This is a genomic window from Novosphingobium sp. TCA1 (assembly GCF_009811895.1).
GTDB classification, from domain to species: Bacteria; Pseudomonadota; Alphaproteobacteria; order Sphingomonadales; family Sphingomonadaceae; genus Novosphingobium; species Novosphingobium panipatense_A.
Genome location: NZ_BLJH01000012.1, coordinates 95,235 through 116,073, shown reverse-complemented (window position 1 = coordinate 116,073; position 20,839 = coordinate 95,235). Strand labels below are relative to the sequence as shown.

Below are 20,839 nucleotides of genomic sequence, written 5' to 3'. Positions count from 1 at the left end.
AGAAAACGGGCCGGAAAGCGCATTGCTTCCCGGCCCGTCCCCTTATCCGAAAGCCCCGATCAGGCGGCGAGCTTGAACGGTTCGATCTCGCCCGAAAGGTAGAGCTTCTTCGCCTTGGCGCGGCTGAGCTTGCCCGAGCTGGTGCGCGGCAGGCTCTTGGGCGGCACCAGTTCGACCACGCAGTTCATCCCGGTGATCGAACGGACCTTGTCGCGGATCAGGTCGCGCAGTTCCACGCGCTTCACCGGATCGGAGACGCGGCAGTGGACCAGCACGGCGGGCGCTTCCTCGCCATTGTCCATCTCGACGGAGAAGGCGGCGATGTCGCCATGGTTGAAGCCCGGCAGCTGTTCCACGGCCCATTCGATATCCTGGGGCCAGTGGTTCTTGCCGTTGATGATGATCATGTCCTTCGCGCGGCCGACGATGAACAGGTAGCCGTCGGCCATGTAACCCATGTCGCCGGTATCGAGCCAACCATCGACGAGGCAGGCCTCGGTCGCTTCGGGATCGCGGAAATAGGAATGCATGACGCTGGTGCCGCGGCACCAGACCTTGCCGATCTGGTGGTCTGTCAGGCTGTCGCCGTTCTCGCCGCGGATCACCACTTCCATGTCGCGCACGGGCTTGCCGCAATTGACAATGGCGCGGTAGCGGGCGGGGCGGCTGAGATCGCGCGGGCTGCCGGAGAGGCGCTCTTCCTCGACCAGTTCGACGCGGATGCCTTCGCCCGGCGGCATGATGGTGACTGCCAGGGTCGCTTCGGCAAGGCCGTAGCTGGGCAGGAAGGCCGTAGCCTTGAAGCCTGCATCGGCGAAGGCGTTGACGAAGCTCTGCATCACGTCCGGGCGGATCATGTCGGCGCCGTTGCCGGCAAGGCGCCAGCGCGACAGGTCGAAGCGGTCGGAAACCGGGCTCTGGCTGGAAATGCGGCGGGCGCAGATGTCGTAGCCGAACGTCGGCGAGTACGAGATCGAGGTGCCTTCGTTGCGCGTGATCATGTCGAGCCAGGCGAGCGGACGGCGGGCGAAGTCCTCGGTCTTGAGGTAGTCGCCCGAGACCTGGTTGGCGATCAGCGAAAGGAAGCAGCCGACCAGGCCCATGTCATGATACCAGGGCAGCCAGGAGATGCAGCGATCGCCGTCGGTCAGTTCCATGCCGTGGCTGTGCGCGGCAAGGTTCGACATGAGCGAGCGGTGGGTGACGGCGACGCCGTGCGGGAAGCGCGTCGATCCCGAGGAATACTGCAGGTAGCAGATATCGTCCGGGCCGGCCTTGGGCAGTTCGACTTCGGGCGCGTCTTTTGCCGCGAAATCGGCCCAGGTGGCATGGTCGCAGCCCTGACGGTCCGCGGCCTTCGCTGTCATCTCGGCGATTTCGTCGGGGCCGACCAGCAGCATCGGATCCGAGCTGGAAAGCTGGACGGTGAGCTGTTCGATGTAGTTGTCCTTGCCGCCGAAGCTGGTGGGCAGGGGCAGCGGCACCGGCCAGGCGCCCGCATAGACGACGCCGCAGAACAGGGCCGCGAAGTCCGGGCCGGTCTCGGCGATCAGCGCCACGCGGTCGTTCGCTTTCACCCCGCGCGCGACCAGCGCATGGGCCACCTTCAGCGAATCCGCGCGCAGCTGGCTGAACGGATAGACCTGCTTCAGCGTGCCGCGCGGATCGTGGAAATTGAAGCCGCGCTGGCCCTGCGCCGCATAGTCGAGCGCATCGCCGAAGGTGTCGAAATCGGCAAAGCGGCGGGCAAGTGCGTCATCGTTGGGCGTGGCGACAAGTGCTTCGCGCGTTTGCGGCACCACGTTGATGGTGTCGTTCATTTCGTTCTAACCCGTTGTTGTTGTACCGTTTATTCTCACCGGAACCCCGCGCTGCCATCCGGTTTTCAAGGTACCGGAGCCAGCAAATCCGCACGACGTGGTTCCGTGCGCTCTCCCCAATCCAAGCCGAGTGTGGCACGAATAGGGCAAGATGTCCGTGAAGCGTCACAATCCGCAACCACTTACCGAAGCCCGCCTGGAAGAATTGGCGCTGGCCTATGTCGCGCGTTTCGCCACGACGCAAGGCAAGCTGCGCGATTATCTGCAGCGCAAATTGCGCGAGCGGGGGTGGGGCGAGGAGCAGGCGCCGGATCTGGGGCGGCTGATCGCCCGCTATGTCGAACTCGGCTATGTCGACGATGCGGGCTGGGCGCGGATGAAGGCGGGCAGCCTGCTGCGGCGCGGCTACGGTGCGCGGCGTGTGGGGGAGGCGCTCGGCCATGCCGGGCTGGACGAGGATCTTCGCGAGGAAGTCCGCCCCGACGAGGCGGCGGAACGCGGCGCGGCGCTGGTTCTCGCGCGCAGGCGGCGGTTCGGGCCCTTTGCTATGGAGACGCCCGATCGCCCGACCCGCGAGAAGCAGATGGCGGCGATGCTGCGGGCCGGACACCGGATGGAGGTCGCGCGCCGGATTCTGGAAGCGGACGATGTGGAATCGGCGGAGCAATGGGTCGAATCCGCGCGGGAGGATTACTAGAATGCACAGGACCACGCTTGCCGCGCTGCTGTTGATGGCGGCGGGGCTGACCGGCTGTTCGCAGGAAAGCGGGGTTTCGGCAGGCGAGGCGACGCCGCCCGTCTCGGTTCATCCGGTTTCCGGGCTGCCGGTGGTGGCGCTTACGATCGAATCGGGCGGCAATGCCCACCGTTTCGCCGTGGAAGTGGCCCGCAGCGACGTGGAGCAGGCCAAGGGCCTGATGTTCCGAACCGAATTGGGCCCGGATGAGGGCATGGTCTTTCCCGAAAAGACCCCGCGCAAGGCGGCGTTCTGGATGCGGAATACCGTCATCCCGCTCGACATCATCTTCATCGGGCCGGACCACAGGATCATCAACATCGGCGCGAACGCCCAGCCTTATGACGAAACGCCGGTGGCTTCGGACGGCCCGGCGATCGCCGTTCTGGAACTCATCGGCGGGCGCGCCGCGCAGCTTGGGATCGCGGCAGGCGACAAGGTCTCGTGGAAAGCACCGTGAATTGCAGGTAAAGCGCTTGGCATCCCGAGAGAAGGGCGCTAACGCGCGGCTCATGGGAATCCTGTCCAAGATCTTCACCTGGTGGGACGGCGCCACCATCGGCACCTCGCTCTGGAGCTCGCGTAACGGCGAGCATGTCGGCACCGACGCGCAGGGCAACAAGTACTACCGCTCGAAGTCCGCCAAAGTGCGGACCACCGAAGGGTACGAACGCCGCTGGGTGATCTATGCGGGCGCAAACGACGCCAGCAACGTGCCGTCCGAATGGCATGGCTGGCTGCATCACTCCTATGACGGCGTGCCGGAAAGCCACCTGGCCCCTGCGCGCATCTGGGAAGTGGACTACACCCCCAATGCCACCGGCACTGTCACCGCCTATCGTCCGCAGGGCGCGCTGGAGCGGGGCGGCAAGCGCGCCGCTGCCACGGGCGACTACGAAGCCTGGTCGCCGGAAGCCTGAGCGCTTCCGTGACGCGATTTACCGCCTTCGCGCCGGTCCTTGTCCTGCTGCCGCTCCTTGCGGGGTGCGGCAAGGGCGAGCCGGCACCCGAAGTGCAGGACACCAGCGTCCCGGACGCGATCGCCGGGATGCAGGCCGGACCGGCCCAGGCCGCCAAGGGCCAGCAGATCGGCACGCCCAACAAGGACCGCGTCGTCACGCTGGGCGTACTCAACAAGCGCAACAACCTGACGCAGGACCTGGTGATGAAGCCGGGCGAGGCGCGCCGGATCGGCAATCTCGTCGTCAAGGTCGCCACTTGCGAGAAGTCGCTTCCTTGGGAGCAGCCTCAGGAAGAGGGCGCTTTCGTCCAGGCTTTCGTGGAAGAACGCCGCAGCGCCGCCGAAAGGCTGGGTTGGCGCAAGGTGTTCTCCGGCTGGCTGTTCAAGAATTCGCCCGCGCTCAACGTCGTCGAACACCCGGTCTATGACGTCTGGGTCAAAAGCTGCGCGATGACTTTCCCCGGCGAGGAAGCGCTTCCTGCCGCGGCGGCTTCCGCCAGAAGCGCCGCAAAGGCATCCGGCAATGCAGGCGCCCCGCCTTCGGCTGCGCCGTCGCCGACCGCCAGCCCTTCGGCCGCGCCCGCACCCGTCGCCAGCCCCGAGGCACCTTCCGAGGATTGAGCCTGCTGCAGCAGCGCCAGGTAGCGCTTCTGTGGCATCTCGATCGCGCCCAGCGAGGCGAGGTGGGGCGTCATGAACTGGCAGTCCAGCAGTCTGGCCCCGGCAAGCCGCAGCGCGGCGACCAGATAGGCCAGCGCGACTTTCGACGAATCGGTCGCCCGCGAGAACATGCTCTCGCCGCAGAACACCCGGTCGAACCCCACGCCGTATAGGCCGCCGACCAGCAGCGGCGCGCCGTTTCCGTCCTGCTGCCACACTTCGATCGAGTGGGCGTGTCCAAGATGGTGCAGATTCTCGTAGCTCGCCTGGATGCGGTGGCTGATCCAGCTTCCGCCCTCATCATCGCTGCCGGGACGGATATGGCGCGGTGCTGCGCAGGCCTCCATGACGTCGGAAAAGGCGGCATTGCAGGTCACCGAGAATCGCCCCCGCCGCAAGGTGCGGGCCAGAGAATGCGACAGGTGAAAGCCGCCGAGCGGAAGAATGGCGCGCAGGCGCGGCTCGATCCAGTAGATTTCGGGGTCGTCGCGGCTGTCTGCCATGGGGAAGATGCCGCTGCGATAGGCCAGCATCAGCAGGTCGGGTTCGATCATGGTCGGGGTTCGGGGTGCGTGCATGATCCGGGCGATGAAGTCCTGACAATTGTAGAAAAACGGCCGCGGAGCAGAGGTTCCGGGGCAGGGTATCCGGCCCTCCCGATCCGCGAAAGCGGCGCGTTTCTCCATGTTATCTGGGGTTTTCCCAAGGGAAAATGCAAGTAGGCGAATTATCTTGCGTAATGCCGCGCAACCCTCTTGTAATCCCCGCCGTCTCCTTCTAGAGGCCACCTCGCCCGCAGGAGTGTAGCTCAGTTGGTAGAGCATCGGTCTCCAAAACCGAGGGCCGTGGGTTCGAGTCCCTCCACTCCTGCCAGCATTTCATGAAACGCCCGCTACCGATTAGATCGGAAGCGGGCGTTTCGCGTTACGTGCTGCAATTGCGATAAACGGAGAAGCGCGATACCGTGTCTCCCTTGTCATTCGCGGCACTGCGATTAGAGAGCCGCCTTTGGCGAATCGGGCATCTTGCGACCCTGGTCGAAGGCCCGGACCAAAATCGTTCGGGGGCTTTCTCGGGAAAGATACAGGCGCTGATGCACGGAACCGCGCAACCGCAAGCGGAACAGATCGGACTGAACAACGGCAGATGGCGCAGCCTGTGGCAGCGTCTTGCCGAGCTGCTGGGGCAGGACAAGGCGCTCGTTCTGGGCGTGGTGCTGTCGGCCGTGGCCGCCTTGCCCGCGCTCGTCGCCTGGGCGCCGCAGATGACGGACTATCCCTCGCATCTGGCCGGCTACAAGGTCGCGCTCGATCACGGGGCCGATCCCTATCTGACCCGCTATTTCGTTTTCAACTGGGAATGGACCGGCAATCTCGGCGTCGAACTGCTGATGGTGCCGATGGCGCCGATCTTCGGGCTGGAGCAGGCAGGCCGAATCATCGTGGCGATGATTCCCTTCCTCACCGGCCTGTCGATCGTCGCGGCCTGCCGCTCGCTCGGCCGCAAGTTGGGCGTGGGCCCGATCCTTGCCTTCGCGATGATCTGGTCGCCCTCGCTGCTGATGGGCTTCCTCAACTATTCGCTGTCGATCGCGCTTGGCCTTTTCACTTTCGCCCTCTGGGTAAGGCTGGAAGGCAAGCCCTGGCGCTGGATGCCGATGGTGCCGATCAGCTTCGTGGTCTGGCTCTGCCACGTCTCGGGCTGGGGCGTGATGGGTGTGATGCTGTTCGGATACGAATGGAGCCGCCGTCGCAGCTGGCTGGACTGGCGCCCGTTCGTGATGCCCTGGCCGCTGATCTTCCCGCTTTTCCCGATGCTGATGGGCGTCGGGTCGAACTCGAAGGTGTCCTACGGGCGCTACGTGCTCGAATACAAGTGGGGCATCCTCTACAAGGCGATGCGCAGCTTCGACTTCTACTTCGACATCATCAGCCTCGATCTCGTGATGGTGGTGCTCGGCTGGGCACTGCTGCGCAAGCGCATCGACGGCCGCTTCGGCTGGGCCGCGCTGATCCTGCTGGTGCTGACGCTGATCGTGCCGCGCCAGATCTTCGGCGGCGACTATGCCGACTACCGCCTGAGCACGACCGCGCTGCTGGTCGCCTGCCTCGCGATCGACCTGCCGTTCCGGCGCTGGATGGTGATTGCCGCGGCCTCGCTGTTCGTGTCGCGCACGGCGGTAACCACGGTTGTCTGGTATCAGGACGCCCAGACCGCGCGCCAGCTGATCGCCGCGCTCGACCAGGTGCCGGAGGGCGCCCGCGTCGCCACGGCCGTTGCCATACCGCGCATCCAGTGGCGCTTCGGCCCGTTCGAGCACTTCGGCTCTTATGCGGTGGTGCGCCGCAGTGCGATGGAGAACTCCAACTTCGCGCTGCCCGACGTGCATATGCTGTCGATGCGGGACCTGTCGTACCGCTTCGCCGACCCCAGCCAGCGCATCCTCTACTCGCCGCGCCAGCATATCGACTTGCGCAAGTTCGGTCCCGCCCGTCATGCCGAGTATCTGTGGTACATCGGCCGGATCAAGCCAGTGGCGCTGCCGGACGGGGCGCGCATTCTCTATTCCAGCGAGAATTCCTTCCTGGCGCGTCTGGCCGACCCTTCGGCGCCGGGGTCGTAGGGAGTTTGAAAATCCGCCTGTAGGTGGATTTTTGGCGGCACCGGCGGAGTCTTCTGTTGGGTACGCCTTCGACATTCGTCGAAGGCTTGCGGCACCGGCCCCAGTTGTCTTTAGGCGCCCCCACCCACCACCCAACAGTAGTATCCTGCGGGTGGTGGGTGGGGGCGTGGGCCGGTGCCGCAATGACGGGCGCATCAACGACGAGCGCGCTCAACAAAGCCTCCTTGCAAATCGAGCGGGTCGGGGCTAAGTCGGCGGTTCCTTCCGACATGAGGATCGCATCTGCCCCTCCCGGCCTCGGCCGGGGCGGCGATGAGCCCTAGCCGGAAGACGAGACTTATTTTTCTGCTCAGGCAGCAGGCAAGAGACGCGAGAACGACAGTCATGGCCAAGACCAGTCCCGGCGAATTCATCCGTCAGGTTCGTACGGAAACCTCCAAGATCTACTGGCCCTCGCGCCAGGAGACGGTGACCACGGCCATTTTCGTCGGCATCATGACCGTTTTCCTCGCGGTGTTCTTCCTGGGGATCGATGCACTGTTCGGCTGGGTCGTCAGCTCGATCCTGTCGCTGCTCTGATCGCCTGAACTAGCTTACGAAGAGAGAACCATGGCCCGCTGGTACATCATCCACGCCTATTCCGGTTTCGAGAACAAGGTGAAGGAATCCATCCTCTCGGAAGCCGAGCGGATGGGGCTTTCGCAGCTTGTCGAGGACGTGCAGGTCCCGCACGAGACCATTACCGAAGTGAAGCGCGGCAAGAAGGTCCAGGTCGAGCGCAAGACCATGCCCGGCTACGTCCTGGCCAAGCTCGCACTGAACGACGACGTCTACCACCTCGTCAAGAACACCCCGAAGGTCACCGGCTTCCTGGGTTCCAGCGGCAAGCCGCAGGCAATCAGCGAGACCGAGGCTGCCCGTTACTTCGGTGCTGCCGAAGCCGCTGCCGCCGCGCCGCGCAAGACCGTCAACATCGATTACGAGATCGGCGATTCGGTGAAGGTGCTCGATGGGCCTTTCGCCAGCTTCAACGGCATCGTCGAGGAACTCGATTTCGACAAGAACAAGGTCAAGGTCTCGGTCTCGATCTTCGGCCGCGCCACGCCGGTCGAGCTCGACTTCGAGCACGTCGAACTCAGCAAGTGATCGAAAGGCCGGGCCAACGCCCGGCCTTTTTGTTTGTGCGAAAGGGTTTGGGAGCGGGGCTCCCCGACTCATTCCGGCCCGTATATCGTGAAGCGCACAAGGGTGCGTTCGACGAAGCCCAGCCTCCGGTAGAGCGCCAGCGCCGTCTCGTTGTCGGTATAGCTGTGCAGCAGGGGGCACCGGCCTTCTCCGAGGATTGCACCGGCCACGCGGCGGGAGAGCAGGGCCGCATAGCCCTTGCCGCGCCCATCGGGATGGGTGCAGACGCCGCTGACTTCCACATGGCTCGCCGTGCGGACCCGCTGGCCCGCCATGGCCAGCAGGCGGCCGTTCTCGCGAACACCCCAGAACTGCCCGAGATCGCCGGTGCGCTCGGCGAAGGGGCCGGGTTCGGTGAGCAGGGCCAGTTCCAGCATCTCCGGGTAGTCGCTTTCGCTTAGCGGTAGGATGCGCGGGTCTTCCGAAGCCCGTTCGATTTCCGAGAGGGCGTCCGCGTTGCCGTCGAAGACCATCTGCACGCCTTCGGCGCCGCGCAGGACCTGCGTGCCGGGGACGGCAACGTCCTCTGTAACGCCTGTGAGGCCGAGCGCCGCCGTGCCGGTCGTCTGAACCAGTTGCCCAAAGGCGGCGAGGCTCTCCGGTGACAGGTCGCGCAGGCCTGCAAGCGGGCCGATCGCCGGATCGAAGCGCCGGGCGCGATCACTGCCGATGGAGAAAGAGGCCTGCTCCGTGGAGAGGGCGGACCAGATGAAGTTGTCGAGTGGGTTTTCCGTCATGTCGCCGGGGGATATGGCGGCGGCGATCCCGGAGCGAAAGGCCGAATCCGGCTCTTTCCTTTTCATGCGATATGGTTTAGGGGCGCGCCCTTCGGAGCGGCCCTGTGCCGTGCCGATTCCCTGCGGGAGGATGCCCCGGCGTCCGTAAGACCGCTAAACATGAGCATCTGCCCGGCAGGTGCGAAAGTGTGAAAGGAGTGGCCACATGGCCAAGAAGATCGAAGGTTACATCAAGCTGCAGGTTTCCGCCGGCAGCGCCACGCCGTCCCCGCCGATCGGCCCTGCGCTGGGTCAGCGCGGCGTGAACATCATGGAATTCTGCAAGGCGTTCAATGCCGCCACGCAGGAGCTCGAAAAGGGCATGCCGATCCCCACCATCATCACGGTGTATGCGGATCGCAGCTTCACGTTCGTCACCAAGACCCCGCCTGCTACCTTCCTCATCAAGAAGGCCGTCGGCATCAAGTCTGGCTCGAAGGAGCCCGGCAAGGTGAAGGCCGGTACCGTCAAGCGTTCGCAGCTTGCCGAGATCGCCCAGGTCAAGATGGCCGACCTCAATGCCAACGACATTGAAGCCGCCACCAAGATCATCGAAGGTTCGGCCCGCGCGATGGGCCTCGAAGTGGTGGAGGGCTGATTCCATGGCCAAGGTGACCAAGAAGCAGAAGTCGCTGACCGAAAAGCTCGGCGAAAACATGAAGCTCTACCCCGTTGCGGACGCGCTTCAGACCCTGCGCGACGTCAAGACCACCAAGTTCGACGAGACCGTTGAAGTCGCGATGAACCTGGGCGTCGACCCGCGTCACGCCGACCAGATGGTTCGCGGCATGGTCTCGCTCCCGGCCGGTACCGGCAAGACCGTTCGCGTCGCCGTGTTCGCCAAGGGTGACAAGGCTGCCGAAGCTCTCGCCGCCGGTGCCGACAAGGTCGGTGCGGAAGACCTCATGGACGACATGCAGGCCGGCAACCTCGACTACGACCGCGTCATCGCCACCCCGGACATGATGGGCGTCGTCGGCCGTCTCGGCAAGCTGCTGGGCCCCAAGGGCCTGATGCCGAACCCGAAGCTCGGCACCGTGACCCCGAACGTCACGCAGGCCGTGAAGGACGCCAAGGGCGGCCAGATCGAGTTCCGCGTCGAAAAGCAGGGCATCATCCACGCCGGTATCGGCAAGATGTCGTTCTCGGATGCCGACCTGCTGACCAACTTCAACGCGTTCGTCGATGCGATCGTCAAGGCCAAGCCCTCGGGCTCCAAGGGCAAGTACGTTCGCAAGATTTCGCTGTCGTCGTCGATGGGCCCGGGCCTGAAGATCGACACGACCGACATCGCCGGCGCCTGATTGGGCGTCTGATCCCTCGGGATCGGCGAAACGGATAGAAGGGCCGGAGGGAAACCTCCGGCCCTTTTTCGTTGCGGCGATCCGCAGGCATGAGTCCGCGCCTTGCACCTCGTCTCCGGCGGGTGTATTCGGCGCTGAACAACTGTTCAAAATATAAGCTGGAGAGCGTGCCGCCATGGCCATTCGATTCGAGGACATCAAGGAACACATCGGCTCTCGCGTCGTCTGGGACGACCGCGCGGATATCTTCACGCCCGAAGCCGCGCGGGCGATCCGCGCCAAGGTGGAGGAGCGCACGGTCGTCGTGTTTCCCGAACTCGATCTTACCGATGCCGAACAGCTCGCGATTACCGGCGCAATGGGTGAAAAGGTGCGCCTCACCGCCCGTAACAACGTCCAGTCCAACGACGAGGACGTCTACCAGGTAACCCTGGATGAGAAGATCAATCCGCAGCCCGAATATGTACTCGGCACGTTCTTTTGGCACATGGACGGGATCACCGTGGACATGCCGCCGCCTTTCGCGACGCTGCTGTCCTGCCGCATCGCTCCGGCCGTTGGAGGGGAGACGGAGTTCGCCAGCACATATGCAGCTTACGAAGGGCTGCCTGCCGAAGAGAAGCAGGCGCTGGAGGGGCTCAAGGCCGTGCATTCCGTGCGGGCGAGCCTCTCGCCGATCGCGGACGCCATTCCCGAGAAGCACCGTGAGCGGGTTCTCGGCATCGGTCTGGTCAAGGAACATCCCCTGGTCTGGACCCACGAATCCGGCCGGAAGTCACTGGTGATCGGGACAACGGCGGATCACATCGTCGGCATGGAAGTGCCGGCGGGCCGCGCGATGCTGATCCGCCTTCAGGAGTGGGCCGCCCAGCCCGCGTTCTCGCTCCGCCACAAGTGGACCAAGGGCGATTTCGTGATCTGGGATAATACCGGCGCGATGCACCGGGCTATTCCTTATGACAAGTCGACCGGCCGGATGATGCATCGCACTTCTATCGCCGGAACCGAGGCGGTGGCTGCCTGAAAGGCAACCTCAGGGGGCGAGGTTGGCTGCGGTGTAGCATTCCACGAGATAGGCCAGCGGCCTGCCGTCGGGCAGGTAGAGCATGGCCTGATGCGTCGAGATCGTGCCTGCCGGGCAGTTGGCGGCGGGACCCGCGGTTACGGCCAGCGGTTCGCGCCGAAAGCGAAGCGAAGCGACGGCCTTGCCGAAGGGAACGTCGCTCGATCCGAGCAATCGGTTCATGTCCGGCGTCAGGCGCTCGGGAACATACCAGTTCCAGGCCACTGACAGGATGCGGGCGCCGCAGCTCAGCCTGACGTTGCGCAAGGTGGCGGTCTCGTCCTTCGAGAGGGCGAGTTTCGCTGGGATTCCGGTGGGGAGGGGGACATCGTCCTCGCTCGTCACCAGTTGCGCCGTCACGCTGGCAGGGCGCGGGGCGAAGTCGCGCACGCCGCACCACTCTTCCAGCGCGAGAGTCGCGCTGTCGTGCCGGCTGAGCACCGCCTCGAACGCTTCGAGCGTGGGGCTGGGCAATGTGGAAGCCATCAGCGTCAGTAAGGCGGCGATCTCAGATGCCACCGGGCACTGCCGGGCGGCCCATGGCCTCCAGTCCCAGGACCAGCGCGCGGGTACAGGCGGCGAGATCTTCGGCGCTGACCGAACGGATCACGAAGTTGGCACCGGTCCGGCCTTCGCCCCAGAACGGGTAGGAGCCGATCTGGCAGGTTTCGTAGGCCCTTTCGGTCTCGCGCAGCAATGTCGCCACTTCGCTCTCGCCGACCCAGCAGCCGATCGTTTCGGAAAGGAGCTGCGCGCCGCCCTCGAGCTGGCCGGAGAGCGCGTCGAGCATGCCTGCGGTAATGCTGGGCACCCCGGCCATGATGAAGACGTTCTCGTAGCGGATCCCGGGCGCGCCGGTGTAGCGGTTGGGGATGAGGCTGGCACCGTTCGGGGTGCGCGCCATGCGCAACCGCGCTTCGGTGAGGCCGCCGCGCGTTTCGTAATAGGTTTCGAGGATAGCGCGAGCCTCGGGGTGGACGATCACGGGTACGCCGAGCGCTTCGGCAATGGCGTCCACGGTGATGTCGTCGTGCGTCGGGCCGATGCCGCCTGTCGTGAACAGGTAGTCGTTGCGTGCGCGCAGTGTGTTCACCGCCTCGACGATGGCGGCGGTGTCGTCCGCCACCACCCGCACTTCCTTGAGGCGGATGCCTTGCACCTGAAGCCAGGTCGCCACTTGCGCGATGTTCTTGTCGTGCGTGCGACCGGAGAGGATCTCGTCACCAATGACGACAAGGGCGGCGGTGTAGATTCGCGACGATTCGGCCATGCCGCATGGCTAGGACAAAGCGGCGCCCTCTGCCAGTCGCGGCGGCTTTTCGCTGGAAAACGGGCAAAAAAAAGGGCCGATCCGAAGACCAGCCCTATGAAAAGTTTTTGGGAGAGGATGCCTGAAAGGCAGGATCCTTATGACTGCGGACATGTTTTGCTGCAAATGCGAAAAAATGAGGTGGTGTTGCGTAACGTGCAACATGTCGGTTTTGCGCGGTTTTCGAGGGGTTGCGGCGTTGCCGTAATTGCATGCCGCGCGCTGTTGGTGTGGCTCATCCTCGTCACTCAGGAGCGTGGCGGAGCAATCCAGAATTGCGCCGAGCCGCTCTGGATTGCTTCCCTACGCTCGCAATGACGAAGAAGGGGGAGGTGTGCGGAGGGACGGCGCGGGTAAGGCAGGAAGCGGGCATCAGCCGTCGCGCGCGAAGGAAACAAAGCCCAGGCCGCCAGTGACGCGCAAAAAAAAGGCCGGTCCCGAAGACCAGCCCTTGAAAAGTTTTTGGGAGAGGATGCCTGAAAGGCCTGCTCCATATGCTGTTTCGGACGATTCGCCGCAAATGCGAAAAGATTGGGCTATGTTGCATAACGTACAACCGGGCCCAATCCGCTCACACTTCGGTAAAGGCGCCGTAGAGGTCGTGCTCGTCGGCATCTTCGATGAGAACGTCAACGATATCACCGACTTGCAGGTCCTTGCCGGCGCCGCGAAGGAAGACGTTGCCGTCGATTTCGGGGGCGTCGGCCTGCGAGCGGCCAGTTGCACCGATGTCGCCATCCTCGTCCGGCTCGCCCACTTCTTCGATGATGACGGGCAGGATGCGGCCGACCTTGGCCTGGAGCTTGGCGGCGCTGATCGCGGCCGTTTTCTCCATGATGCGGGCGTAACGCTCTTCCTTGACCTCTTCCGGCACAGCGCCGGGCAGGTCGTTGGCGCTGGCGCCTTCGACCGGCTCGAAGCGGAAAGCGCCGACGCGGTCGAGCTGGGCTTCGTCCAGCCAGTCGAGCAGGTACTGGAAGTCCGCTTCCGTCTCGCCCGGGAAGCCGACCACGAAGCTGGAGCGAATGGCGATATCCGGGCAGATTTCACGCCATTTGTGCAGGCGGTCCAGCACCTTGGCTTCGTTGGCCGGGCGCTTCATCGATTTGAGCACCGAAGGCGCCGCGTGCTGGAACGGAATGTCGAGATAAGGCGTGATCAGCCCTTCCGCCATGAGCGGGATCACCGCGTCGACATGGGGGTAGGGGTAGACGTAGTGCAGGCGCACCCAGGGCTTGCGGCCCTGCGAATCGCTGAGCTGCCCAAGTTCGCGCGCCAAGTCGGTCATGTGGGTGCGGACCTCGTGGTCCTTCCACATGCGCGTCTCATGCCGCACATCGACGCCATAGGCCGAAGTGTCCTGGCTGATCACCAGAAGTTCGCGGGTCCCTGCCTGAACCAGCTTTTCCGCCTCGCGCAGCACCGCGTCGATGCGGCGGCTCGCCAGCTTGCCGCGCAGGCTGGGGATGATGCAGAAAGAGCAAGCGTGGTTGCAGCCTTCCGAGATCTTCAGATAGCCGTAGTGGCGCGGCGTCAGCTTCACGCCAGCTTCGTCGTAGGCCTGCGGGATGAGATCGACGTAAGGCGAAAGCTCAGGCGGGGCGGCCTCGTGCACGGCCTCGACCACGGCTTCGTACTGATGCGCACCGGTGACGGCCAGCACGTCCGGGAAGCGGGCGCGGATCACGTCGGCCTCGTTGCCCATGCAGCCGGTGACGATGACGCGGCCGTTTTCGGCAATGGCTTCACCGATCGCGGAGAGGCTCTCTTCCTTCGCGGAATCAAGGAATCCGCAAGTGTTGACGAGCACGACATCGGCCCCGGCATAGTCCGGGCTCATCGTATAGCCGTCGGCGCGCAGGCGGGTGAGGATGCGTTCGGAGTCGACAAGCGCCTTGGGGCAGCCGAGGCTGACCATGCCGACCTTGGGCGGAGAGGGGATTTCGATAGCCATAGGAATGGCGCGCCCGATACGCGCATTGCGGCCGAGAGTCACGAAAAACGAATCATGTGAAAATGATTCGCATCTATTCGCCTCGCATACCCATAGCGCCCTTGCACCTTGGGGAAGACCCTGCGCAAGGAAGAACCTGTTGGAAAATGGCCGTTTGGGAAAGGCCATTCGCATAAGGAGCGTGGCAATGGGTCCGGTGAACTGGCTGGCGGTGTTTCTTGCAGCGGCGCTGGCCGTCGTTCTGGGGATCGTCTGGAACGGCCCGCCGTTTCAGGACGGACGCAGCCTTTCGCCCGGCAAGTCCGAGCGGGCGAGCAATTACGGCCTCGTCTGTTTCGTGTTCCTGATCAGCTCTGTCATGTTGGGCCACAATTTCGCGCGGATCGGTGCGGAAACGCTGGCGGCCAAGCCCTGGCTCTATTTCATGCAGACGGGCGGCGTCGCGATCGCCTTCGTGCTGCCGGCGATCTGGCTGACCCATGTGCGCTACCGAGCCGAACCGATGCGCCGGGCGATGGACTGCCTGTTCTGGCTGGTCGCCTATCTCGCCATGGGCCTGGTGTTCTGGCTGCTAGGCTGAATCTTCTCCAGCTGGCGGCCGGTCTTTCGTTACCGTCGGCAGGATCTCGACGACGATGTCTCCGGCCGCCAGGACTTTCGCCTCGTCTTCCCAGAAGCCGATCGACCGTTCGCCCCGGTAGATCCTGAGGCCCTTGCCGCCACTGGCGAGCCGGTCGAGCGACAGGCCGATTTCGGAAGGCTCGACCGGCCGCTCCACCAGCTGGACGCGGCCCGCCACCGAGGCGAGGTCGGAGAAGTAGTCGGCCACATGCTGGCCTTCGGCGGAGCCGGCCAGCAGCAGGCCGGTGAAGCGGACCGGGTTGATGACGTTGTTGGCCCCGGCCTGGCGCGCGAGCAGTTCGTTGTCGTCGGCCCGGATCACGACGGTGATCGGCGTTGTCGGGGCTAGATGGCGGGCAGTCAGCACGATCAGCACCGATGTATCGTCCCGCCCCGCCGAAACCAGGATCGTGCGCGCCGTGCCCACGCGCACGGCGTTCTGCACCTCGTCGCGCGTGGCATCGCCCTGGAGCACGTTGCAGCCGAGCTTCTCGGCCTGGGAAAGGCGCGCCTGCACGGGATCGACGACCACGATGCAGGCCGGGTCGGTGCCGCGCTCGATCAGCTCCTTCGCCGCTTCCGAACCGCTGACGCCGAAGCCGAGCACGACGATGTGGTCTTCCAGCCTCTCCTGGATGCGCTTCATGCGCCATGTCTCCCAGCTGCGCTTGATGATGAAGTTGTAGGCGGTGCCCACGAAGATGGTGATGACGGCAAGCCTGATCGGCGTGACCAGCACGGCCTCTATCAGCCGCGCGCGATCGCTGACCGGGGCGATGTCACCGAAGCCGGTCGTGGTGATCGAGATCATCGTGAAGTAGACGACGTCGAGGAAGCTGACCTGCCCGTCGTGAACGTCGTTGAGGCCCGCCCGGTCGCTCCAGTGGACCATGATGACGATGAAGATCAGCAGGAACGCGCCGCCGAGCCGCAGGGCTACATCGGCCCAGACCGGAACCGCCAGCGCGCGGCGCAGGGGCTTGATCGCGGGGCGGCGGAACAGGTGGTGCGAGGATCGCCTCTTCGACATGCCCGCCGAGTTAGACCTTGTTTGCAAAACGCCCGCAAGAGCGTTTTGCAAACAGACCCTTACCGAACCTTGGGCAAGTCTCCGAGCGGATCGACCGGCTTTCCGTCCTGGCGGACTTCGAAGTGCAGTTCGTTGCCCTTGGCAAGGCCGGTATGGCCGACTAGGCCGACGCGCTCTCCGGCGGCGACCCTGGCGCCTTCCTTCACGGTCACCCGGCTGAGGAAGGCATAGGCGGTGAACCATCCGTCGCCGTGGTCTAGCACGACGAGATTGCCGAACTGTTCCTTTTCCATCCCTGCGAAGCGCACCGTGCCCGCTGCGGCGGCACGGACCATCGTGCCTTCGGCGGCAGTGATGTCGATACCGTCGTGGTGGTTGGTGCCGGTCTGGAAACCGCGGCGGATCGGGCCGTTCACGGGCCAGGCAAAGCGGGCGGGCTTGCTGGTCGCAGACGGTGTGGGCGCGGGCGTGGGGGCAGCGATCGGTACCGCAGGCGGGTCGAGCAAAGTCGGGATCAGCAGCGACTGGCCGGGCTTGACCGGCGCGGCGGCGTCGAGGCCGTTGGCCAGGGCGATCTGCTCCCAGGGCACCGCATACTTGTAGGAGATCGAGAAACCCGAATCGCCCGCCTTCACGGTGTGGCGGCGGGTGCGGGGGATCTGCAGCTTCTGCCCGAGGCGCACCGCGTAAGGCGGCTGCAAACCGTTGGCTTCGGCAATGAGTATGCGCGGCACTTTGGCGGCAAGGGCGATGCTGCCCAGCGTCTCGCCGGGCTGGACGACGTGGACGCTTTCCTCTTCCGGCGCGTTGCCCTGTTCTGGCGATTTGGCGGCGGCGATGGCAGCCTTCGCGGTCGAGTTGGCGGCGGCGGCGGCCCGCTTGGCCGGAGCGGCGGGATCGGCCTCGTTCGCACGCGCCTTGGCCGGTGTCGCCTTCGTCGGTGCCGCCTTGGCACGCGGAATCGTCAGCGTCTGGCCGAGCTTGACCACATAAGGCGGCTTCAGCCCGTTCGCCTTGGCCAGCGCTTCGGGCGAGACGCCCGCGCGGTTAGCGATGCCGTTGAGCGTTTCCCCCGCTTCCACGACATGCGCGGCCTCACGCCCCGGTGCTGCGGCCTCGGACATGACGGGCAGCGCAAGGGCCGGCAGCGCAAGCGCCGCCAGCAGAAACGGGAACTTTCGCATCATGCCTCGTAGCGGCTCGCGATCTGTGCCAGCGAGGCGTCGTGGGTGAGGTCCAGCTGGAGCGGCGTCACCGCGATGTAGCCTTCGGCAATCGCCTCCAGATCGGTGTTGTGGCCGAGCGTGTGCTCGATGCCGTGGAGGCCGAACCAGAAGTAGGGGAAGCCGCGCGGGTCCATGCCTTCCACCACAGAACCGCGCGCATAGTCGTGAAAGCCCTGACGGACCACGCGAATGCCCTTCACGTCGGCGCCTGCGAGCGGCGGGAAGTTCACGTTGATCAGCGTGCGCGGCGCGAAAGGCGCGTCGATCAGGGGCTTGAGCACTTTGGCGCCCCATTCCTCGGCCGCCGAGAAGCTGACGTTGTTGCCTAAGCCTTCGCCCGCATAGACCTGGCTGAGCGCGATCGAGCGGATGCCCGCCAGCGCGCCTTCCATGGCGGCCGAGACGGTGCCCGAATAAGTCACGTCGTCGCCCAGGTTGGCGCCGCGATTGACGCCGGAGAGGATCAGGTCGGGCGGGCCGGGCAGGGCCTTCCTGAGGCCCATCGTCACCGAATCGGTGGGCGTGCCGGTAACCGAGAAGCGCTTCGGCGCATGTTCGCGCATCCGCACCGGACGGGTCAGCGTCAGCGAGTGGCCCGCGCCCGACTGTTCCTCACTCGGCGCGCAGATCCAGATATCGTCCGAAAGCTGCGCGGCGATCTTTTCCAGCACATAGAGGCCGGGAGCGTTGATGCCGTCGTCGTTGGTGAGCAGGATGCGCATGGTGTCTCTCTCAATTGGCCGGGCGTTTGGCCCATTCATCCTTCGACAGGCTCAGGATGAGCGGAGGGGGCGGCTCAAGATAAGCCGAAGCGGTGGCTCAGGCTGGCCGGGATTGGAGGAAGTCCTCTCAACCCCGCTCAGGCTGAGCCTGTCGAAGCCCTCTCAGAAGCAGGGCTCCAGCTTCTCGATCCCGCCCATCCACGGCTTGAGCGCCTCGGGCACCAGCACGGAGCCGTCTTCCTGCTGGTAGTTCTCCAGAACGGCCACGAGCGTGCGGCCGACTGCGAGCCCCGACCCGTTGAGGGTGTGCAGGAACTCGGTCTTCTTCGAGCCTTCCGGCTTGAAGCGCGCGTTCATGCGGCGGGCCTGGAAATCGCCGCAGTTCGAAACCGAGCTGATCTCGCGGTAGGCGCCCTGGCCGGGCAGCCAGACTTCGAGGTCGAAGGTCTTGTTGGCGGTGAAGCCCATGTCGCCCGAGCAGAGCAGCACCTTGCGATAGGGCAGCTCCAGCGCCTGCAGGATCGATTCCGCGGCAGCGACCATCTTCTCGTGCTCGGCTTCCGACTGGTCGGGCTGGCAGACGGTGACGAGTTCGACTTTCTCGAACTGGTGCTGGCGGATGAACCCGCGCGTGTCGCGGCCTGCCGAACCCGCTTCGGAGCGGAAGCAGGGGGTGAGCGCGGTCATGCGCAGCGGCAGGGCTTCGAGATCGACGATCTCGTCCTGCACCGCGTTGGTCAGCGAGACTTCGGCGGTGGGGATCAGCCAGCGGCCGTCGGTGGTCCTGAACAGATCTTCCGCGAACTTGGGAAGCTGGCCCGTGCCGAACACGGCCTCGTCCTTGACCAGCAGCGGCACGATGCATTCCATGTAGCCGTTGGTGGCCGTCTGGGTGTCCAGCATGAACTGGGCGAGGGCGCGGTGCAGGCGGGCCATCTGGCCCTTGAGGAACGTGAAGCGCGCGCCCGAAAGCTTGGCGCCGGTCTCGAAATCGAGGCCGAGCGCGGGGCCGAGGTCGGCATGTTCCTTGGGCGTGAACGCGTAAGTGCCGGGCGTGCCCCACTTGGCGACTTCGAGGTTCTCGGTCTCGTCCGCGCCTTCGGGCACTTCGGCCACGGGGATGTTGGGCAGGCCGGCCAGCACGCCCTGAAGCTGCGCGGTCAGGTCCTTTTCCTCGGCTTCGAGGGTGGGGAGCGTGTCCTTCAGCTGGGCCACTTCGGCCTTGAGCGCGTCGGCGGTGGCGGTGTCGCCCTGGCCCATGGCCTTGCCGATCGACTTTGAGGCTTCGTTGCGGCGATTCTGCGCTTCCTGCATGCGCGTCGCGACCGAGCGGCGCTGCTCGTCGAGGGCGAGGATGTCGGCGGCCACGGGGGCTACCCCACGGCGGGCGAGGCCGGCGTCGAATCCTTCGGGATTCTCGCGGATCAGGCGGATATCGTGCATGGCGCGCGCTATGCCGTCTCACGCCGGAAGGCGCAAGATTCGAGGCGGCGGTTGGCCTTGCGGAAAACGGCGATCTTGGGGAAAATGTCGGGAGGCCTGATTGTCAGGCCGGGCCATCTCGCGGGAAGGAGATGGTGGGCGCGGCAGGGATTGAACCTGCGACCCCACCCGTGTGAAGGGTGTGCTCTACCACTGAGCTACGCGCCCGCCGTGCGGACCGTGTCCGTCGGGGAAGCGCGCCTCTAGATGAGTCGGATCGAATTGACAAGCGGCCATCTGCAATTAAATCGCGAGGGCATGACCGAAGAGACCAAATCCGGCGCGGACGTGCCGCCCGATCACCTCGCCATCAACCCCAGCAGCCCGTTCTTTGACGAGGACAAGCTGAAGCGCGGCGTCGGCATCCGCTTCAAGGGCACCGTGCGTACCAATGTCGAGGAATATTGCATTTCCGAAGGCTGGGTGCGCGTACAGGCCGGCAAGACGCTGGACCGCAAGGGCAATCCGCTGACGGTGAAGCTCGCCGGTCCGGTCGAGGCCTGGTACGAGGATCTCGGCGAAGACGCGCCGGTCGCCAAGGCCTGATATCCTGAGCGTCATTGCCTCGTTATAGGGGCGATGACGGGAGATCTGCATTCAACCACATCGTCACCCTGAACTTGTTTAGCTTCGCTGGCCTTCGGCTCAGGGTCCATCTATGAACCTCAACCGTAGGCCTGAGCGGCGAGATGGACCCTGAAACAAGTTCAGGGTGACGATGGGTTTTAAGGGTGCTCAGTAGTTTCCGGCGATGATGTCGCCGATAGGGTCGCTTTGGCGGCCCTTTTTGCTGGTCGCAGTCGTTTTTGCCGTCTTTCCAGCCTTGCTGTTGTAGATGAAGCCCGAAACCGGCCAGTGCGTGTTGCCGAGATTGTGGATCGGTTCGTACCAGACGCGCACTTCGCTCCAGTCGTTGGCGGGGGAGACGTCCAGCACGGTGACGTTCTTCTCGATCCGCCCGCGCTGGCCCTCGATCGGGGACCAGTTGGCATGACTGACGAGGATCGTGCGCGAATCGACCACTTTGCTGACCGTGGCGACATGGCCGAGCTGCGATCCGGCATAAGGCTCCATCGCCATGACCGCGCCGACCTTGGGGGCATGGCCGGTGGCGTAGCGGCCCGAGGCCTGCTTCCACCAGGTATGTGCATCGCCGAAGATCTGGATGCCCGAAAGCTGGCGGGCATAAGGCACGCATTCGAGATAGTCGGGGCCGTTCGCTGCCGAACGATCGTCGTCTATGGAGGCGCGTGCCTCTTCGATGGCGGTGCGGGCGCTGGCAGTATTAAACATGGCAGGCGCGATCGTCGCCCCGGCCAGCCCCAGCATGATTGCGATCCGGTAACCTTTCATGCCCCTCAATTCGG

At 64.7% G+C, this 20,839-nt stretch carries 23 protein-coding genes, 2 tRNA genes and 1 pseudogene; 14 read left to right on the top strand and 12 right to left on the bottom strand.

All coding sequences use genetic code 11. From position 1 onward, the window contains the following. Positions 1-59 precede the first annotated feature (59 nt). Positions 60-1,820: a fatty acyl-AMP ligase gene (locus NTCA1_RS14990; protein ID WP_159831088.1), complete on the bottom strand. Its 1,761-nt coding sequence runs from the start codon at positions 1,818-1,820 to the stop codon at positions 60-62. Between the two features lie 151 nt (positions 1,821-1,971). Between NTCA1_RS14990 and NTCA1_RS14985 the strand changes: the two genes are divergently transcribed. The 4 genes from NTCA1_RS14985 to NTCA1_RS14970 are packed head-to-tail and all read left to right on the top strand — an operon-like array spanning position 1,972 to position 4,138. After that, a complete protein-coding gene (locus NTCA1_RS14985) occupies positions 1,972-2,517 on the top strand; it encodes a regulatory protein RecX (RefSeq protein WP_086493498.1) in 546 nt (181 codons plus the stop codon). A gap of 1 nt (position 2,518) precedes the next feature. Next, positions 2,519-3,016 carry a DUF192 domain-containing protein gene (locus tag NTCA1_RS14980; RefSeq protein WP_236549341.1) on the top strand — a complete coding sequence of 166 codons (498 nt, stop codon included), beginning with the start codon at positions 2,519-2,521 and terminating at the stop codon, positions 3,014-3,016. A 52-nt stretch (positions 3,017-3,068) separates the two neighbouring features. Next, positions 3,069-3,476, top strand: a complete 408-nt coding sequence (locus NTCA1_RS14975) for an NADH:ubiquinone oxidoreductase subunit NDUFA12 (RefSeq protein ID WP_086493497.1) — start codon at positions 3,069-3,071, stop codon at positions 3,474-3,476. 8 nt (positions 3,477-3,484) lie between these two features. Then, positions 3,485-4,138 carry a DUF2155 domain-containing protein gene (locus NTCA1_RS14970; RefSeq protein ID WP_236549340.1) on the top strand — a complete coding sequence of 218 codons (654 nt, stop codon included), beginning with the start codon at positions 3,485-3,487 and terminating at the stop codon, positions 4,136-4,138. A 44-nt stretch (positions 4,139-4,182) separates the two neighbouring features. Here the strand turns inward: NTCA1_RS14970 and aat are convergent. After that, a pseudogene (gene aat / locus NTCA1_RS28710) lies at positions 4,183-4,710 on the bottom strand (leucyl/phenylalanyl-tRNA--protein transferase); the annotation flags it as partial. Positions 4,711-4,974: 264 nt separating this feature from the next. On the opposite strand from aat, the gene NTCA1_RS14960 reads away from it, so the two are divergent. From NTCA1_RS14960 to nusG, 4 genes are all read left to right on the top strand, one after another. Continuing rightward, positions 4,975-5,050 (top strand) — tRNA-Trp (locus tag NTCA1_RS14960). A 220-nt stretch (positions 5,051-5,270) separates the two neighbouring features. Continuing rightward, positions 5,271-6,800 carry a hypothetical protein gene (locus tag NTCA1_RS14955; protein ID WP_201282494.1) on the top strand — a complete coding sequence of 510 codons (1,530 nt, stop codon included), beginning with the start codon at positions 5,271-5,273 and terminating at the stop codon, positions 6,798-6,800. A gap of 384 nt (positions 6,801-7,184) precedes the next feature. After that, entirely contained in the window at positions 7,185-7,379 is a 195-nt protein-coding gene (gene secE / locus NTCA1_RS14950) for a preprotein translocase subunit SecE (RefSeq protein WP_086493495.1), read from the top strand. 30 nt (positions 7,380-7,409) lie between these two features. Then, positions 7,410-7,946 carry a transcription termination/antitermination protein NusG gene (nusG, locus tag NTCA1_RS14945; protein WP_086493494.1) on the top strand — a complete coding sequence of 179 codons (537 nt, stop codon included), beginning with the start codon at positions 7,410-7,412 and terminating at the stop codon, positions 7,944-7,946. 68 nt (positions 7,947-8,014) lie between these two features. Here nusG and NTCA1_RS14940 read toward each other — a convergent pair whose 3' ends face one another. After that, positions 8,015-8,788 (bottom strand): GNAT family N-acetyltransferase, encoded by a 774-nt coding sequence (locus NTCA1_RS14940; protein ID WP_236549339.1) that lies wholly within the window; start codon positions 8,786-8,788, stop codon positions 8,015-8,017. Positions 8,789-8,927: 139 nt separating this feature from the next. Between NTCA1_RS14940 and rplK the strand changes: the two genes are divergently transcribed. The 3 genes from rplK to NTCA1_RS14925 all read left to right on the top strand — a co-directional run bounded on the left by rplK (position 8,928) and on the right by NTCA1_RS14925 (position 11,089). Further along, positions 8,928-9,359, top strand: a complete 432-nt coding sequence (rplK, locus tag NTCA1_RS14935) for a 50S ribosomal protein L11 (protein WP_086493493.1) — start codon at positions 8,928-8,930, stop codon at positions 9,357-9,359. Positions 9,360-9,363: 4 nt separating this feature from the next. After that, the gene (gene rplA / locus NTCA1_RS14930; protein ID WP_086493492.1) at positions 9,364-10,065 is read left to right on the top strand and encodes a 50S ribosomal protein L1; all 702 of its coding nucleotides are present in this window, start codon (positions 9,364-9,366) and stop codon (positions 10,063-10,065) included. A 175-nt stretch (positions 10,066-10,240) separates the two neighbouring features. After that, on the top strand, positions 10,241-11,089 hold the full coding sequence (locus NTCA1_RS14925; RefSeq protein WP_086493491.1) for a TauD/TfdA family dioxygenase: 849 nt from the start codon (positions 10,241-10,243) through the stop codon (positions 11,087-11,089). Positions 11,090-11,098: 9 nt separating this feature from the next. Here NTCA1_RS14925 and NTCA1_RS14920 read toward each other — a convergent pair whose 3' ends face one another. Both NTCA1_RS14920 and NTCA1_RS14915 read right to left on the bottom strand, forming a co-directional pair. After that, a complete protein-coding gene (locus tag NTCA1_RS14920; RefSeq protein WP_159831086.1) occupies positions 11,099-11,647 on the bottom strand; it encodes a hypothetical protein in 549 nt (182 codons plus the stop codon). Continuing rightward, the gene (locus NTCA1_RS14915) at positions 11,637-12,398 is read right to left on the bottom strand and encodes a molybdopterin-binding protein (protein WP_133083737.1); all 762 of its coding nucleotides are present in this window, start codon (positions 12,396-12,398) and stop codon (positions 11,637-11,639) included. The genes NTCA1_RS14920 and NTCA1_RS14915 overlap by 11 nt, the downstream gene beginning before the upstream one ends. Positions 12,399-12,515: 117 nt before the next feature. On the opposite strand from NTCA1_RS14915, the gene NTCA1_RS14910 reads away from it, so the two are divergent. Beyond that, a complete protein-coding gene (locus NTCA1_RS14910; protein WP_159831085.1) occupies positions 12,516-12,755 on the top strand; it encodes a hypothetical protein in 240 nt (79 codons plus the stop codon). A gap of 253 nt (positions 12,756-13,008) precedes the next feature. Here the strand turns inward: NTCA1_RS14910 and rimO are convergent, their stop codons facing one another. Continuing rightward, positions 13,009-14,391 carry a 30S ribosomal protein S12 methylthiotransferase RimO gene (gene rimO / locus NTCA1_RS14905; protein ID WP_159831084.1) on the bottom strand — a complete coding sequence of 461 codons (1,383 nt, stop codon included), beginning with the start codon at positions 14,389-14,391 and terminating at the stop codon, positions 13,009-13,011. 187 nt (positions 14,392-14,578) lie between these two features. On the opposite strand from rimO, the gene NTCA1_RS14900 reads away from it, so the two are divergent. After that, positions 14,579-14,971, top strand: a complete 393-nt coding sequence (locus tag NTCA1_RS14900) for a DUF1761 domain-containing protein (RefSeq protein WP_086493487.1) — start codon at positions 14,579-14,581, stop codon at positions 14,969-14,971. On the opposite strand, the gene NTCA1_RS14895 is transcribed toward NTCA1_RS14900, so the two are convergent. The 5 genes from NTCA1_RS14895 to NTCA1_RS14875 form a co-directional block, all read right to left on the bottom strand. Further along, on the bottom strand, positions 14,963-16,042 hold the full coding sequence (locus NTCA1_RS14895; protein WP_133083739.1) for a TrkA family potassium uptake protein: 1,080 nt from the start codon (positions 16,040-16,042) through the stop codon (positions 14,963-14,965). The genes NTCA1_RS14900 and NTCA1_RS14895 overlap by 9 nt on opposite strands. A 59-nt stretch (positions 16,043-16,101) precedes the next feature. Further along, the gene (locus NTCA1_RS14890) at positions 16,102-17,229 is read right to left on the bottom strand and encodes a LysM peptidoglycan-binding domain-containing M23 family metallopeptidase (protein ID WP_236549338.1); all 1,128 of its coding nucleotides are present in this window, start codon (positions 17,227-17,229) and stop codon (positions 16,102-16,104) included. After that, on the bottom strand, positions 17,226-17,990 hold the full coding sequence (surE, locus tag NTCA1_RS14885; protein ID WP_086493485.1) for a 5'/3'-nucleotidase SurE: 765 nt from the start codon (positions 17,988-17,990) through the stop codon (positions 17,226-17,228). The genes NTCA1_RS14890 and surE overlap by 4 nt, the downstream gene beginning before the upstream one ends. A gap of 162 nt (positions 17,991-18,152) precedes the next feature. After that, positions 18,153-19,433 (bottom strand): serine--tRNA ligase, encoded by a 1,281-nt coding sequence (serS, locus tag NTCA1_RS14880; protein ID WP_159831083.1) that lies wholly within the window; start codon positions 19,431-19,433, stop codon positions 18,153-18,155. Between the two features lie 132 nt (positions 19,434-19,565). Further along, positions 19,566-19,640, bottom strand: a tRNA-Val gene (locus tag NTCA1_RS14875). 90 nt (positions 19,641-19,730) lie between these two features. On the opposite strand from NTCA1_RS14875, the gene NTCA1_RS14870 reads away from it, so the two are divergent. After that, the gene (locus tag NTCA1_RS14870) at positions 19,731-20,018 is read left to right on the top strand and encodes a DUF3297 family protein (protein WP_086493483.1); all 288 of its coding nucleotides are present in this window, start codon (positions 19,731-19,733) and stop codon (positions 20,016-20,018) included. A 189-nt stretch (positions 20,019-20,207) separates the two neighbouring features. Here NTCA1_RS14870 and NTCA1_RS14865 read toward each other — a convergent pair whose 3' ends face one another. Continuing rightward, positions 20,208-20,825 (bottom strand): CHAP domain-containing protein, encoded by a 618-nt coding sequence (locus tag NTCA1_RS14865; RefSeq protein ID WP_086493482.1) that lies wholly within the window; start codon positions 20,823-20,825, stop codon positions 20,208-20,210. Positions 20,826-20,839 lie beyond the last annotated feature (14 nt).

Coding starts and splice junctions, on each gene's coding strand:
- NTCA1_RS14990 (WP_159831088.1), bottom strand. CDS start 1,820: ATGAACGACACCATCAACGTGGTGCCGCAAACGCGCGAAGCACTTGTC.
- NTCA1_RS14985 (WP_086493498.1), top strand. CDS start 1,972: ATGTCCGTGAAGCGTCACAATCCGCAACCACTTACCGAAGCCCGCCTG.
- NTCA1_RS14980 (WP_236549341.1), top strand. CDS start 2,519: ATGCACAGGACCACGCTTGCCGCGCTGCTGTTGATGGCGGCGGGGCTG.
- NTCA1_RS14975 (WP_086493497.1), top strand. CDS start 3,069: ATGGGAATCCTGTCCAAGATCTTCACCTGGTGGGACGGCGCCACCATC.
- NTCA1_RS14955 (WP_201282494.1), top strand. CDS start 5,271: ATGCACGGAACCGCGCAACCGCAAGCGGAACAGATCGGACTGAACAAC.
- secE (WP_086493495.1), top strand. CDS start 7,185: ATGGCCAAGACCAGTCCCGGCGAATTCATCCGTCAGGTTCGTACGGAA.
- nusG (WP_086493494.1), top strand. CDS start 7,410: ATGGCCCGCTGGTACATCATCCACGCCTATTCCGGTTTCGAGAACAAG.
- NTCA1_RS14940 (WP_236549339.1), bottom strand. CDS start 8,788: ATGAAAAGGAAAGAGCCGGATTCGGCCTTTCGCTCCGGGATCGCCGCC.
- rplK (WP_086493493.1), top strand. CDS start 8,928: ATGGCCAAGAAGATCGAAGGTTACATCAAGCTGCAGGTTTCCGCCGGC.
- rplA (WP_086493492.1), top strand. CDS start 9,364: ATGGCCAAGGTGACCAAGAAGCAGAAGTCGCTGACCGAAAAGCTCGGC.
- NTCA1_RS14925 (WP_086493491.1), top strand. CDS start 10,241: ATGGCCATTCGATTCGAGGACATCAAGGAACACATCGGCTCTCGCGTC.
- NTCA1_RS14915 (WP_133083737.1), bottom strand. CDS start 12,398: ATGGCCGAATCGTCGCGAATCTACACCGCCGCCCTTGTCGTCATTGGT.
- NTCA1_RS14910 (WP_159831085.1), top strand. CDS start 12,516: ATGCCTGAAAGGCAGGATCCTTATGACTGCGGACATGTTTTGCTGCAA.
- rimO (WP_159831084.1), bottom strand. CDS start 14,391: ATGGCTATCGAAATCCCCTCTCCGCCCAAGGTCGGCATGGTCAGCCTC.
- NTCA1_RS14900 (WP_086493487.1), top strand. CDS start 14,579: ATGGGTCCGGTGAACTGGCTGGCGGTGTTTCTTGCAGCGGCGCTGGCC.
- NTCA1_RS14895 (WP_133083739.1), bottom strand. CDS start 16,042: ATGTCGAAGAGGCGATCCTCGCACCACCTGTTCCGCCGCCCCGCGATC.
- NTCA1_RS14890 (WP_236549338.1), bottom strand. CDS start 17,229: ATGATGCGAAAGTTCCCGTTTCTGCTGGCGGCGCTTGCGCTGCCGGCC.
- surE (WP_086493485.1), bottom strand. CDS start 17,990: ATGCGCATCCTGCTCACCAACGACGACGGCATCAACGCTCCCGGCCTC.
- serS (WP_159831083.1), bottom strand. CDS start 19,433: ATGCACGATATCCGCCTGATCCGCGAGAATCCCGAAGGATTCGACGCC.
- NTCA1_RS14870 (WP_086493483.1), top strand. CDS start 19,731: ATGACCGAAGAGACCAAATCCGGCGCGGACGTGCCGCCCGATCACCTC.
- NTCA1_RS14865 (WP_086493482.1), bottom strand. CDS start 20,825: ATGAAAGGTTACCGGATCGCAATCATGCTGGGGCTGGCCGGGGCGACG.